The organism is Paraburkholderia sp. GAS199 (assembly GCF_050436585.1).
Taxonomy (GTDB): Bacteria; Pseudomonadota; Gammaproteobacteria; order Burkholderiales; family Burkholderiaceae; genus Paraburkholderia.
In genome coordinates this window covers 668,623-681,910 of record NZ_JBNDMM010000003.1, presented here as the reverse complement: position 1 = coordinate 681,910, position 13,288 = coordinate 668,623, and the positions used below count along the sequence as shown (strand labels likewise).

Annotated in this window: 11 protein-coding genes; 5 read left to right on the top strand and 6 right to left on the bottom strand. The window is 66.0% G+C overall.

Annotated features, from left to right (window positions below):
* Positions 1–63: 63 nt before the first annotated feature.
* From P3T18_RS14750 to P3T18_RS14725, 6 genes are all read right to left on the bottom strand, one after another.
* Positions 64–1,212, bottom strand: a complete 1,149-nt coding sequence (locus P3T18_RS14750) for an enoyl-CoA hydratase/isomerase family protein (RefSeq protein WP_429300653.1) — start codon at positions 1,210–1,212, stop codon at positions 64–66.
* On the bottom strand, positions 1,209–2,000 hold the full coding sequence (locus P3T18_RS14745) for an enoyl-CoA hydratase (protein WP_429300652.1): 792 nt from the start codon (positions 1,998–2,000) through the stop codon (positions 1,209–1,211). Before P3T18_RS14745 ends, P3T18_RS14750 begins: the two co-directional genes overlap by 4 nt.
* A complete protein-coding gene (mmsB, locus tag P3T18_RS14740) occupies positions 1,997–2,920 on the bottom strand; it encodes a 3-hydroxyisobutyrate dehydrogenase (RefSeq protein WP_429300651.1) in 924 nt (307 codons plus the stop codon). The genes P3T18_RS14745 and mmsB overlap by 4 nt, the downstream gene beginning before the upstream one ends.
* A 51-nt stretch (positions 2,921–2,971) precedes the next feature.
* Entirely contained in the window at positions 2,972–4,474 is a 1,503-nt protein-coding gene (locus P3T18_RS14735; protein ID WP_429300650.1) for a CoA-acylating methylmalonate-semialdehyde dehydrogenase, read from the bottom strand.
* Positions 4,475–4,557: 83 nt separating this feature from the next.
* Positions 4,558–6,249 carry an AMP-binding protein gene (locus P3T18_RS14730; protein WP_429300649.1) on the bottom strand — a complete coding sequence of 564 codons (1,692 nt, stop codon included), beginning with the start codon at positions 6,247–6,249 and terminating at the stop codon, positions 4,558–4,560.
* A gap of 116 nt (positions 6,250–6,365) precedes the next feature.
* On the bottom strand, positions 6,366–7,499 hold the full coding sequence (locus P3T18_RS14725) for an acyl-CoA dehydrogenase family protein (protein ID WP_429300648.1): 1,134 nt from the start codon (positions 7,497–7,499) through the stop codon (positions 6,366–6,368).
* A 234-nt stretch (positions 7,500–7,733) separates the two neighbouring features.
* Between P3T18_RS14725 and P3T18_RS14720 the strand changes: the two genes are divergently transcribed.
* The 5 genes from P3T18_RS14720 (at position 7,734) to P3T18_RS14700 (ending at position 13,281) form a co-directional block, all read left to right on the top strand.
* The gene (locus P3T18_RS14720) at positions 7,734–8,783 is read left to right on the top strand and encodes an AraC family transcriptional regulator (protein WP_429300647.1); all 1,050 of its coding nucleotides are present in this window, start codon (positions 7,734–7,736) and stop codon (positions 8,781–8,783) included.
* A 77-nt stretch (positions 8,784–8,860) separates the two neighbouring features.
* Positions 8,861–10,474 (top strand): NfeD family protein, encoded by a 1,614-nt coding sequence (locus P3T18_RS14715; RefSeq protein WP_429300646.1) that lies wholly within the window; start codon positions 8,861–8,863, stop codon positions 10,472–10,474.
* On the top strand, positions 10,471–11,244 hold the full coding sequence (locus tag P3T18_RS14710) for a slipin family protein (protein WP_429300645.1): 774 nt from the start codon (positions 10,471–10,473) through the stop codon (positions 11,242–11,244). The genes P3T18_RS14715 and P3T18_RS14710 overlap by 4 nt, the downstream gene beginning before the upstream one ends.
* Positions 11,245–11,404: 160 nt before the next feature.
* Positions 11,405–11,689 carry a DUF4148 domain-containing protein gene (locus P3T18_RS14705; RefSeq protein WP_429300644.1) on the top strand — a complete coding sequence of 95 codons (285 nt, stop codon included), beginning with the start codon at positions 11,405–11,407 and terminating at the stop codon, positions 11,687–11,689.
* 290 nt (positions 11,690–11,979) lie between these two features.
* Positions 11,980–13,281, top strand: coding sequence for an NCS2 family permease (locus P3T18_RS14700; RefSeq protein ID WP_429300643.1), 1,302 nt, complete (start codon positions 11,980–11,982; stop codon positions 13,279–13,281).
* Positions 13,282–13,288 lie beyond the last annotated feature (7 nt).

Here is a 13,288-nt window from a genome sequence, read left to right as displayed (position 1 = left end):
TACAGGAATGAGCGGCACCTAGCCGCGTACCCGGCACGCCGGGCGACAGAACAGCCCTCGCGATCAACCCTCTTCGGCACCAAGCCCCGCCAACGGATGCGCTTCGCGCTTCCACGGTGAACTCAGAAAGTGCCGGACGCGTTCGGCACGCACCTCGGCCAGCGTGGCCGGCGCCCAACGCGGTTTGCGATCCTTGTCGATCAGATGCGCGCGCACGCCTTCGCAGAAATCGCCTTCTTCGATCACGCGCCGGACAATGCCGAGCTCCATGCGAAAGCATTCGGCCAGCGTCATCTGGCGCCCGCGCAACAAGGCTTCGCGCGTGACGTACAACATCGTGGGCGAATGGGCTTGCAAGGCGTCGTACGTGGCTTGCAGCCATTGCCGGATTTCGCGCGGCGGCTCGCGCTCCAGATCGTGCCGCAAGGTGGCGAAAGTGCGCTCCACGCTGGAGCGCCGGTCGAAATGCTTGAGTATCAACGGCGTGAACGACTGCAACGCCGCGTGCGGCACGATGTTGCACGGCGGCTCGAACACGCTGCGCAGCGCCGCCATCAGATCGCCTTCGTGCGACATGCGATGCAGGCGCTCCTCGAACGTCGCGAGCCAGTCGACGGGTACGCACAGATCCGCCAGTTGCAGACGCAAGGCGTCGGCGCCCGACAGCGTCGCGCCGGTCATGCCGACGTACAAGGCCAGTTCCGCCTGCATCACGCTGAGAAACCGCGTCGCGCCGACATCCGGCAGAAAACCGATGCGCGTCTCCGGCATGGCGACGCGGCTGCGCTCGGTCACGATGCGCAAGCGTGCCGCCTGACCCAGCCCCATGCCGCCGCCCATCGCAATGCCGTCGAGCAGCGCGACCACCGGCTTCGGAAAGCGATGCAGCGCGTAGTCGAGCCGGTATTCGTCGACGAAAAACGCGAGCCAGCGGCTGTCGCCGTTCTTCGCGAGCCGCTCGACCTCGCGCACGTCGCCGCCCGCGCAAAAGGCCTTGCTGCCCGCGCCCTTGAGCACCAGCGCGACGATGCCGTCGTCGGTGCGGCAATGCTCGACCAGCACCGCGAGTTCCCGCACCATCGCGTGCGACAGCGCGTTCAACGCGGACGGCCGGTTCAGCGTGACGATTGCCACCCGGTTGACCACACGAAACAGGATCTCGCGTTCCGCCGCCGCGTTCGTATCGAACACGGCGTTCGGCACGGCGCTCATTGCGGCGTCCCCGGCCCGCTCTGCCAGCGCGGCGCGCGCTTTTCGAGGAACGCGTTGACGCCCTCGCGCTGATCGGCGCCGTCGAACAGATCGACGAAACGTTCGCGCTCCAGCGCCAGGGCCGCGTGACGCGGCACGCCGTTGCGTCCCTGGTGAATGAGCGTCTTGCTGAAGCCGACCGCCTGCGGGCTCAAGGTCGCGACGCGCGCGGCCATGGTGATGGCGGCCTCCAGCGCCGCGCCCTTCTCCACCACTTCCTCGACCAGACCGATGCGCAACGCCGTTGCCGCGTCCACCCGTTCGCCGGTCAGGATCATGCGTTTCGCCCAGCCTTCGCCGACCAGCCAGGGCAGCGTCTGCGTGCCGCAACCGCACGGCAGGAGGCCCACCGCCGTCTCAGGCAAGGCCAGCAGTGCGTGCTGCTCGGCAATGCGGATGTCGCACGCCAGCGCGCACTCCAGACCGCCGCCCATCGCATAGCCGTTGATCGCCGCGATCACCACGGGCCGCGCGTTCTGCAAGGTTTCGAACGCCGCGCCGAAACGCGCCGCCGCCGTGCGCGCGACTTCGCGATTGCCGTCGGCGAAGGTGTTCAGATCGGCGCCCGCGCTGAAGAACTTCGGACCGTCGCCGGTGATCACGATGGCGCGCACGCGCGCCTCGCCATTGAGACGCTCGACGGTGTGCTGCAACAGCAGCAGACCTTCCGGCGTAAAGGCGTTCGCGGGCGGCCGCTTGAGCGTGAGCAGCGCGACCGCGCCGTCATGCCGGAAATCGAGTTCGATCATTGGCCGCTCCCCGGCGTCGTGTCCGTATCGTTTTTGTCGTCCTGACGGTACAGCTTGATGACCGCGGAAAAGTCCAGACGTCCCGCGCCTTTCGTGCTCATGGTCTGGTAAAGCTGCTGCGCGAGTGCGCCGAGATAGACCGGCTGACGCGCGAATTTCGCGGCGTCGGTGGCGAGGCCGAGGTCCTTCAGCATCAGGTCGGTGCCGAAGCCGCCGCTGTAGCCGCGCGAAGACGGCGCGGTCCCGATCACGCCGGGCATCGGGTTGTAGGTGTCGGAACTCCAGCAGCGTCCCGTCGACGTATTGATGATGCTGCCCAGCACCTTCGTGTCGATGCCGAGCGCTTCGCCGAGCGACATGGCTTCCGCCACGCCCGCCATGGTGATGCCGAGCACGAGGTTGTTGCAGATTTTCGCGACCTGGCCGGTGCCGGTGTCGCCGCAATGCACGATGTTCTTGCCCATTGCCGAGAGCACGGGCTTGACCTGTTCGTAGACCGCCGCGCTGCCGCCCACCATGAAGGTCAGCGTGCCGGCTGTCGCGCCGCCCGTGCCGCCCGATACGGGCGCATCGACGAACGCGTTGCCGTGTTGCGTGGCGAGTTCGGCGAAGGCCTTGACGCTCGCCGGGTCGATGGTGCTCGAATCGATGATCGTCACGCCCTTCGCGATGCCGGCCAGCACGCCGTCCTCCGCGCTCAACACGTGGCGCACGTGGGCGGCGGCGGGCAGCATCGTGATCACGCATTCCACGTCGGTCGCGGCCGCTTTCGGCGAGCCGGCCGCCTTCGCGCCGGCGTCCACCAGCGTCTGCACGGCCTGTGCATTCAGGTCGAACACGTTGACCGCGTGACCCGCCTTGAGGAGGTTGAGCGCCATCGGCGCGCCCATGTTGCCGAGTCCGATAAAGCCTATTTTCATGGTGTCGTCTCCGTGTTTCGCGTGTTTCGCGTGTTTCGCGGACAGTCGCGTTCAGCGCAGGCTGATGGTCGTGTTGACGCCGTCGTTGACGGTGTCGTCGTCGAACCAGCGGGCGGTGACGGTCTTGGTCTGCGTGTAGAACTGCACGACCTGCTTGCCGTACGGACCGAGATCGCCGAGCTTCGAGCCGCGCGAACCGGTAAAGCTGAAGAACGGCACCGGCACCGGAATCGGAATGTTGATACCCACCTGGCCGATGTCGATTTCACTCTGGAACTTGCGCGCCGCCGCGCCGCTTTGCGTGAAGAGACCCACACCGTTGCCGAACGGATTACGGTTGACCAGCGCAATCGCGTCGTCGAGCGTGGCCGCGTTGAGCACCACCAGCACCGGGCCGAAAATCTCCTGACGGTAGATGTCCATTTCCGTGGTGGCGTCGGTGAAGATCGTCGGGCCAATGAAGTTGCCCTGCTCGTAGCCCGGCACCTGCACGTCGCGGCCGTCGAGCGCGAGCGTCGCGCCCTGCTTCAATCCCGAGTCGATCAGCCCGAGAATGCGCTGCTTCGCGGCGCGCGACACTACGGGCCCGACATCCGTATTCGGTTCGTTGCCCGCGTTGACCTTCAGCGTTTTCGCCTTCGCCACCAGATCGGGCAGCCATTGCTGCGCCGCGCCCACCAGCACCACGACCGAGGTCGCCATGCAGCGCTGACCCGCCGCGCCGAAGCCCGCGCCTGCCAGCGCGTTCAGGGTCTGCTCGCGATTCGCGTCGGGCAATACGACCGCGTGATTTTTCGCGCCCATCATCGACTGCACACGCTTGCCGTGTTCGCTGCCGAGGCGATACACGTGCGTGCCGACCGCCGTCGAGCCGACGAACGATATGGCCTTCACCAGTTCGTGCGTGCACAGCGCGTCGACCACGTCCTTGCCGCCGTGCACGACGTTCAGCACGCCTTTCGGCACGCCGGCTTCGAGCGCCAGTTCGACCAGTTGCATCGTGGAGAGCGGGTCCTGCTCCGACGGCTTCAGCACGAAAGTATTGCCGCACACGATCGCCATCGGGAACATCCACAGCGGAATCATCGCGGGGAAGTTGAACGGCGTGATGCCGGCGCACACGCCGATGGGCTGGCGCAGCGTGTAGGTGTCCACGCCGCCCGCCACGTTCTCGGCGAACTCGCCCTGCTGCAAGGTGCCGATCGAGCACGCATGCTCGACCACTTCGAGGCCGCGGAAAATATCGCCCTCGGCGTCAGGAATCGTTTTGCCCTGCTCCGCGCTGAGCGTCTTCGCGATACGCGGCGAATGCTCGCGAATCAGCGCCTGGAACTTCAGCATGATGCGCATGCGCGCCCCGATGGGCGTGTCCTTCCACGTCCTGAACGCAGCGTGCGCGCTGCGAATCGCTTCGTTCACTTCGTCGGTCGTGCCGAACGGCACGCGCGCCAGCACTTCCTGGGTCGCCGGATTGACGATGTCGCGCCACTCCGCGCTTTTCGATTCGACGAACTCGCCATTGATCAGCAGTTTGACGGTAGCGATCTGACTCATGCTGGAACTCCTCTGCAGTGGCTGCGCGGCGGCCGCGCAGCAAAGGGAAAATGACAGGGAACGAAAACGTTCGACGAAACCATTCAGCGCAGATCCGGGAAATCTTCTTCCCAGTACTCGCCGGGCAGACGTGCGGGCTCGGCGGCACGCTCCATTTCACGGCGCCGCAGTTCGACGCGGCGAATCTTGCCGGAGATGGTTTTCGGCAATTCGCTGAATTGCAGACGACGAATCCGCTTGTACGGGGCGAGCTTTTCGCGCGAAAACGCGAACACGGCGCGCGCCAGTTCGGGACCGGCTTCGTAGCCGTGCCGCACCGTCACGAACGCCTTGGGCACGGACAGACGCACCGCGTCGGCGCTCGGCACCACGGCGGCCTCGCCGATCGCCTCGTGCTCGATCAGCACGCTTTCGAGTTCGAACGGACTCAGGCGATAGTCGGACGACTTGAAGACGTCGTCCGCGCGGCCGACGTACACGTAGTAGCCGTCGTCGCCGCGCAAGGCGACATCGGACGTGCGGTAGAAACCGTTGCGCATCGCCTGCGCAGTAGCGTTGGCATTGTTCGCGTAGCCCGTCATCAGGCCGAGCGGCCGATGCGCGAGCGGCAAGGCAATTTCGCCTTCCGTCACGGGATGATCGTCGGCGTCGAGCAGTTCGATGCGGTAACCGGGCAGCGGCCGGCCCATCGAACCCGGCACCACCGGTTGACCCGGCGGGTTGCCGATCTGGCAGGTGGTTTCGGTCTGACCGAAACCGTCGCGGATGGTGATGCCCCACGCGTGCTTCACGCGCTCGATGATCTCCGGATTGAGCGGCTCGCCCGCGCCCACGATCTCGCGCAGCTTCACCGGATAGTCTGTGAGGTGTTCCTGAACCAGCATGCGCCAGACGGTCGGCGGCGCGCACAAGGTGGTCACGTTGAAGCGCACGAGTACATCGAGCGTGTCTTTCGCCACGAAGCGCGGGAAGTTGAAGACGAACACGCAGGCCTGCGCATTCCACGGCGCGAAGAAGCAGCTCCACGCGTGCTTGGCCCAGCCCGGCGAGCTGATGTTCCAGTGAATATCGTTGGGTTGCAGGCCGATCCAGTACATGGTGGACAGATGCCCGACCGGATAACTCTGATGCGTATGCTCGACCAGTTTCGGCTTCGAGGTCGTGCCCGAAGTGAAATACAGCAGCATCGGGTCGGAGGCGAGCGTCACGCCCGCGGCGGTGAACTCGGGCGAGGCATCGTAAGCAGCGGCGAGATCGATCCAGCCTTCGCGCGGCGTGCCGGCCGACAGCTTCGTGAGCGGCACGTCGAGCGTGTCGAACTTCGCGGTTTCCGCGCTATCCACCACGACGAATTTCGCGCCGCCGATCTGCACGCGATCGCGCACGTCGTCGGCGGAAAGCTGGGTGGTGGCGGGCAGCACGATCGCGCCGAGCTTCATGGCGGCGAGCATCACGTCCCACAGTTCGACGCGGTTGGGCAGCATGAGCAGCAGGCGGTCGCCACGGCCGACGCCCACCGAGCGCAGGAAGTTCGCCATGCGCGAGGAGCGCTCCGACATCTGCGCGTAGGAAAGCCGCAGGCCGTCGCCGGCCGGATCGTCGACGATCCATAGCGCCGGGTTATGGTTGCCCTGCGCGATCACGTCGAAGTAATCGAGCGCCCAGTTGAATTCGCCGAGCGCCGGCCACTGGAACTCGCTGTAAGCGCGTTCGTAGTCGGTGCGATGGCGAAACAACAGATCGCGCGCTTCCAGAAAGCTCTTCGCTGCATTCATCGTCGTCTCCTGATGGTGCGGTATTCGTTCCGCGTGCCGTGCTCCGGTCTGGCGGTCGACCCGCTCTTCTGTGTCCAGCAAGCTATTTTGCGCCCAAAAACGCGGCGCTTCTGCGTTTAAACGTGACGCGCGATCACCATGCGCTGCACTTCGCTGGTGCCTTCGTAAATCTGCGTGATGCGTGCGTCGCGGTAATGACGTTCAACGGCATAGTCTTCCAGATAACCGTAACCGCCGTGAATCTGGATCGCGTTCGAGCAGATTTCCTCGGCGAGCTCCGACGCATACAGCTTGGCCTGCGAGGCTTCCGACAGGCACGGCTTGCCGGCGCTGCGCAGGCGCGCCGCGTGATGCACGAGCAGGCGCGCGGCATTGAGCCGGGTGGCCATGTCGGCGAGCATGTTGGCGATGGTCTGGTGGTCTTTGAGCGCCTTGCCGAACTGGACGCGTTCGTTCGCATAGCGTCGCGCGGCGTCGAACGCGGCGCGCGCGATGCCGACCGCCTGCGCGGCGATGCCGATGCGCCCGCCTTCGAGATTCGACAGCGCGATGCGCAGGCCTTCGCCCGGTTCGCCGAGCAGATTGGCTTCGGGCACCGCGCAATCGTCGAATGCGATCGGGCAGGTATCGGACGCGCGGATGCCGAGCTTGTGCTCCGGTTTGCCCACGTTGAAGCCCGGCGTATCGGTCGGCACGATGAACGCCGACAGCCCGCGCTTGCCGCGATCCGGGTCCGTCACGGCGAACACGATGGCGATATCCGCGCGCGCGCCGTTGGTGACGAACTGCTTGTTGCCGTTGATAACCCACTTGCCGTCGCGCAGCACGGCGCGGGTGCGCAGATTGTTCGCCTCGGAACCCGCTTGCGGCTCGGTCAGACAGAATGCGCCGATGCGCCGGCCGGTGGCGAGGTCCTGCAGATAGCGGTCTTTCTGCGCATCGCTGCCGAAGTTCAGGATCGGCCCGCAGCCCACCGAGTTGTGCACGCTCATCAGCGTGGCGCAGGACGCGCAGCCGGCGGCGATTTCTTCGAGCGCGAGCGCGTAAGCCACGTAGTCGGTGTACGAGCCGCCCCACTCGGGCGGCACGATCATGCCGAGAAAGCCCAGTTCGCCCATTTGCGCGACCACCTGTGAAGGCAGTTGCGCGTCGCGATCCCATTGCGACGCAAACGGCGCGAGCCGTTCGACGGCGAAGTCGCGGGCGGCGTCGCGGATCATCCGCTGTTCGTCGGTGTAGAAGCTGTCCATAGGCTCGGTCCTGTCAGGTTCGCCTGCTGGCGGCGCAGGCAATCGGTTGCGCCCAGTGTAGGCAAGGCGGCGGCCACGTTCGATGCTCAGCCCGATCAATCTCGCTGAGCGCATTTGCCATACTGCTACCATGTATCAATCGTTCGGCCTGCTTTTTTCAGGGGCCTAGCCGAACCTCACAAGGAAAATGTTGAGCGCTTTTGCCAGCATGGCGCATGACCAGGGGAAACGCTCGTGAAGTCGGATAAAGGCACCATCTCCGTCGCGATGGTGGAGGAAACCTTGGCGCTGGCCCGCGCGAGCGGTCTCGACGCGTTGCCGCTCGCCGAAGCGGCGGGCATTGCCGCGCCCATGCTCGCCTCGCCGCGCAGCCGGGTGTCGTCCGCGCAATACGGCGCGTTGTGGGCGGCGATTGCCCGCGCGCTCGACGACGAATTCTTCGGCCAGGATTCGCACCGCATGAAAAGCGGCAGCTTCATCGCGATGACGCAGACCGCGCTCACCGCCCGCAACGGCGGCCAGGCGCTCGCCCGCGCGGTCGGCTTCATGCGGCTCGTGCTCGACGACCTCGGCGTCGAGATCGAAACGGGCGGCGACAGCGACGCACAACGCGTGCGTCTGCGCTTCGTCGAACGCGAAGGCGCCAAACCGCCGGCCATGTTCGCCTATGCCACGTGGTTCATCCTCGTATATGGACTGGTTTGCTGGCTGGTCGGACGGCGCATTCCGCTGCTCGAAGCGCGCTTCCGTTGCGCCGAGCCGCCCGCCGCGCACGAATACCGTCTGATGTTCTGCGACGCCATGCGCTACGGGCAACCGGAGTCGTATGTCGACCTCGCGCCGGACTTCCTCGACCTGCCGGTGATTCAGACCGTCAAGTCGGCCCGGCCGTTTTTGCGCGACGCGCCGGGCAGCTTCATCGTGAAGTACCGCAATCCCGGATCGCTGGCGGCGCGCGTGCGCAAGATGCTGCGCGCAATGCCGATGTCCGCGTGGCCCGGTGCCGACCAGCTGGCCGCGCGCCTGCACGTGGCCGAGGCGACCATGCGGCGGCGTCTGAAGCAGGAAGGCCACACCTATCAGTCGATCAAGGACGACCTGCGGCGCGACATCGCGATCGGCGAATTGCAGGACACCGAGCGCACCATCGCGGATATCGCGAGCGCCGTCGGTTTCGCGGAACCGAGCGCGTTTCATCGGGCGTTCCGCAAATGGACCGGCATGCGTCCGACCGATTACCGGCTCGCGCGCGCGGGTTTCACGCGCCGTCCCGAATCGGACTAAGCTGTCAGTAGCAGACCAGCTTTTACGGGGTTGCGCGCGCGCCGATACCCGTCGGCGCGGCGTTGCAGCCGTCAGCGATGAGCACGTATCCGCGTCTCCCGTTCCGGCAGTCTGGCCCACGCGCCGCGCCTATCCGCGAGACGCGCGTGAGCCGGTCGATGCGCGGCTTGACCGTGCTCGGCGTGCTGTTGGCCATCGGCTTCGCGTTGTGCGAAAGCGTCGTGCCACGCCATGCGGCATTCGCCGCCGTTGCCGCCGCCGCGCCGGGCAGCGTCGTGCTGATTCCGCTCGACGGTGCGATCGGGCCGGCCAGCGCCGACTTCATCGTGCGCAGCCTGCAGCGCGCCGCCGACGATCGCGCCCAGCTCGCCGTGCTGCAACTCGATACGCCGGGCGGACTGGATACGTCGATGCGGCAGATCATCAAGGCCATCCTCGGCTCGCCCGTGCCCGTCGCCACCTTCATCGCGCCGAGCGGCGCGCGTGCCGCGAGCGCCGGCACCTATATCGTCTACGCCAGCCATCTTGCGGCCATGGCGCCGGGCACCAACCTCGGCGCGGCCACGCCGATCCAGATGGGTTTAGGCGCGGGCGGCCCGGCGGGGAGTCCCGCACCCGCGTCGATGGGCACGGCAAGCTCTGCCAACGGAGCAAGCGCGCCGGCCTTGCCGCTCGACACGCCATCGACCGAACTGCGCAAGCAGGTCCACGACGACGCCGCCTACATTCGCGGACTCGCGCAGATGCGCGGGCGCAACGCCGACTGGGCCGAGCGCGCGGTGCGCGAAGCAGTGAGCCTGTCGGCCGCCGACGCGCTGGCGCAGCATGTCGTCGACCTCGAAGCGCGCGAAGTGCCGGACCTGCTGCGCGAGGCGGACGGCCGCACGCTCGTCACCGCCGCGGGCCCGGTCACGCTGCATACGCTGGGCGCGCCTGTCGTCACGCTCGAACCCGACTGGCGCAGCCATTTCCTCGCGGTGATCACCGACCCGAATGTCGCGCTGATCCTGCTGATGATCGGCATGTACGGGCTGTTCTTCGAGTTCGCCAATCCGGGCTTCGTGCTGCCTGGCGTCGCCGGCGCGATCAGTCTGCTGCTCGGGCTGTTTGCCATGCAGATGCTGCCGGTCAACTACGCCGGGCTCGGCCTCGTATTTCTCGGCATCGCGTTCCTGATCGGCGAGGCGTTCCTGCCGACCTTCGGTTCGCTCGGTTTCGGCGGCGTGGTCGCCTTCGTGATCGGCGCGCTGATGTTGATCGACACCGACGTGCCCGGCTACGGCATTCCGCTGCCGCTGATCGCCGCGGTGAGCCTGTTCAGCGTCGTGTTCGTGCTGGGCGTCTCGCGGCTCGCCCTGCGCGCGCGGCGCCGGCCAGTCGTGACGGGCGCGGAAGCGCTGATCGGCAGCCTCGGCGTGATGCTCGACGAAGCTTCATCGGCGGACCACGACAAGCCGGCCGGCGCTTCAATCAATGCCCCCGCCGCCGCCCCCGCCGACTCGCTCCGGCGCGATCCGGGCGGCTGGGCCCGCGTGCAGGGCGAACGCTGGCGGGTGTCGAGCGCCGCACCGATCGCCGCCGGCCGCACGGTGCGCGTGACGGCGCGGCACGGGCTGATCCTGACCGTGGTCGCCGCGCAGCAGGAACAAGTACAAGCACAAACGCAAGCACAACCGGGAGAGCGTTCATGATCGGCTTCACGTTCGGCTTCAGCAGCATCCTGTTCTTGCTGGTGATCGCGCTGATTGCATCGTCGATACGGATTTTTCGCGAGTACGAACGCGGTGTCGTGTTCATGCTCGGGCGCTTCTGGAAGGTCAAAGGACCGGGCCTCGTGCTGATCGTGCCGATCGTGCAACAGGCGGTGCGCATGGACCTGCGTACCGTCGTGTTCGACGTGCCGCCGCAGGATGTGATTACGCGCGACAACGTGTCGGTGAAGGTCAATGCGGTGGTGTATTTCCGGGTGGTCGATCCGGAGAAGGCGGTGATTCAGGTAGCGCGCTATTTCGAAGCCACCAGCCAGTTGTCGCAGACCACCCTGCGCGCCGTGCTCGGCAAGCATGAACTCGACGACCTGCTCGCCGCCCGCGAGCAACTGAACGCGGACATCCAGCGCGTGCTCGATTCGCAGACCGACGCATGGGGCATCAAGGTATCGATCGTGGAGATCAAGCACGTGGACATCAACGAAACGATGATCCGCGCGATTGCGCGTCAGGCCGAAGCGGAACGCGAGCGGCGCGCCAAGGTGATTCATGCGGAAGGCGAACTGCAAGCCTCGCAACACCTGCTCGAAGCCGCGCAGACGCTCGCGCGGCAGCCGCAGGCCATGCAGCTGCGCTATCTGCAGACGCTCACCACGATCGCCGCCGACAAGAACTCGACGATCGTTTTCCCCTTGCCGATCGACCTGCTGAGCGCGGTGCTGGAGCGTTTCGGCAAGCCGTCCCAGCCGTAAAGAACGACAAAGGAGGCGCGCCAATCGACCAACACACTCAGACACACGCATGCGTCCGGCGCAATGATCCATTGCTTCGAAGCGCATTACTCGACAACAGGGCGAACTCTAGAATCCCGGAGGTCCTGCTCAACGCTTAACCGCTCCACAGGAGCCAGCCATGAAACTCGTCAATCGACATACGACACACGTCGCCCTGCAACTCGGATGCGGCGCGCTGCTCGCCGCGCTCACCCTGGGCAGCGCTTTCGCCCAAAGCACGGCCCGGCCGGGCGATCCGTCGGCGCCGAAAACGCGCGCGGAAGTCCGCGCCGATCTCGTCGCCTGGCTGAAGGCCGGCTACGATCCGCTCGACTGGATCGACTATCCGGAAAACGCGCAACGCGCCGGCCGCATCGTCGCGGACCAGCGCGCGCAGCAGGCGGGCGGCACCGTCACCCAGTAGGCGTCCGCTGCCGGCATGCCGGGCCGCCCGCGACTGCAACGGTCGTCGGCGACCTCGGCCCTGCATGCCTCGCGCTGTCTTTCAGCGCCTTTCCAACATTCCCACATCAATTCGCTTGCCGCCCTGCCCCGTGCGCTGGCAAGGTATCATCTCGCCCCGTCGACCCGGCCGCGCAGGATCGCGCCGGATCGAGCCGTATGCATCCAGGTACGCGCCGACGACTTCGCACCTAATACGCATAACCGCCTCAACCCCATCACACGCATTCAAGACGACGAGAGACGCGCCTCATGGACTCCATCAAACGCTACTTCGGCTTCGACGCCGCCGGCACCAACCTGCGCACCGAAGTGCTGGCCGGGCTGACCACCTTCCTGACGATGGCCTACATCATCTTCGTCAATCCGGCGATTCTCGGCGACGCCGGCATGCCGAAAGATTCCGTGTTCGTCGCCACCTGCATCGTGGCGGCGCTGGCTTCGCTCATCATGGGTCTGTACGCGAACTACCCGATCGCGCTCGCGCCGGGCATGGGCCTGAACGCGTACTTCGCCTACACGGTGGTGAAGGGCATGGGCTTCACGTGGCAGGCGGCACTCGGCGCGGTGTTCATTTCGGGCTGTCTGTTCCTGATCGTCACGCTGTTCCGCGTGCGGGAGGTGATCGTCAACGGCATTCCGCATTCGATCCGCATTGCGATCACCGGCGGCATCGGCCTGTTTCTCGCCATCATTTCGCTGAAGACGGCCGGCGTGGTGGTCGGCAATCCGGCCACGCTCGTCACGCTCGGCAATCTGCACGACCCGCACGTGATTCTCGCGGTGGTCGGCTTCTTCGCCATCGTCACGCTCGATCATCTGCGGGTGCGCGGCGCGATCCTGATCGGCATCGTCGGCGTGACGGTGTTGAGCTTTTTCTTCGGCGGCAACCAGTTTCACGGCATCGTTTCGGCCCCGCCCTCGATCTCGCCGACGCTGTTCCAGCTCGACATTCGCGGCGCGCTGTCGAGCGGCGTGCTCAACGTGATTCTGGTGTTCTTCCTCGTCGAACTGTTCGATGCGACGGGCACCCTGATGGGCGTCGCGAATCGCGCGGGTCTGCTGGTGGAAGGCAAGATGCATCGACTGAACCGCGCGCTGCTGGCCGACAGCACCGCCATTCTGGCGGGCTCGATGCTCGGCACGTCGTCGACTACCGCGTATATCGAAAGCGCGTCGGGCGTGCAGGCAGGCGGCCGCACCGGCGTCACGGCCATCACGGTGGCACTGCTGTTCCTCGCGGCACTGTTCTTCGCACCGCTGGCGGGTGTGGTGCCGGGTTACGCCACGGCGCCGGCCCTGCTCTACGTGTCGTGCCTGATGCTGCGTGAAATGCTCGATCTGCCCTGGGACGACGCCACCGAAGTCGTGCCGGCCGCACTGACCGCGCTGCTGATGCCGTTCACCTACTCGATTGCCAACGGCGTGGCGTTCGGCTTCATCTCCTACGCGGGTTTGAAGTTGCTGACCGGCCAGGCGCGCAAGGTGAAGCTGGTGGTGTGGATCATCGCGGCGATTTTTCTGTTCCGCTATTTCTATCTCGGCAGCGAGTAAATGGCGG

Excerpts from the sequence above, each read along its gene's own strand:
- P3T18_RS14750 (WP_429300653.1), bottom strand. The coding sequence starts at position 1,212 with ATGAGCGCCGTGCCGAACGCCGTGTTCGATACGAACGCGGCGGCGGAA.
- P3T18_RS14745 (WP_429300652.1), bottom strand. The coding sequence starts at position 2,000 with ATGATCGAACTCGATTTCCGGCATGACGGCGCGGTCGCGCTGCTCACG.
- mmsB (WP_429300651.1), bottom strand. The coding sequence starts at position 2,920 with ATGAAAATAGGCTTTATCGGACTCGGCAACATGGGCGCGCCGATGGCG.
- P3T18_RS14735 (WP_429300650.1), bottom strand. The coding sequence starts at position 4,474 with ATGAGTCAGATCGCTACCGTCAAACTGCTGATCAATGGCGAGTTCGTC.
- P3T18_RS14730 (WP_429300649.1), bottom strand. The coding sequence starts at position 6,249 with ATGAATGCAGCGAAGAGCTTTCTGGAAGCGCGCGATCTGTTGTTTCGC.
- P3T18_RS14725 (WP_429300648.1), bottom strand. The coding sequence starts at position 7,499 with ATGGACAGCTTCTACACCGACGAACAGCGGATGATCCGCGACGCCGCC.
- P3T18_RS14715 (WP_429300646.1), top strand. The coding sequence starts at position 8,861 with ATGAGCACGTATCCGCGTCTCCCGTTCCGGCAGTCTGGCCCACGCGCC.
- P3T18_RS14710 (WP_429300645.1), top strand. The coding sequence starts at position 10,471 with ATGATCGGCTTCACGTTCGGCTTCAGCAGCATCCTGTTCTTGCTGGTG.
- P3T18_RS14705 (WP_429300644.1), top strand. The coding sequence starts at position 11,405 with ATGAAACTCGTCAATCGACATACGACACACGTCGCCCTGCAACTCGGA.
- P3T18_RS14700 (WP_429300643.1), top strand. The coding sequence starts at position 11,980 with ATGGACTCCATCAAACGCTACTTCGGCTTCGACGCCGCCGGCACCAAC.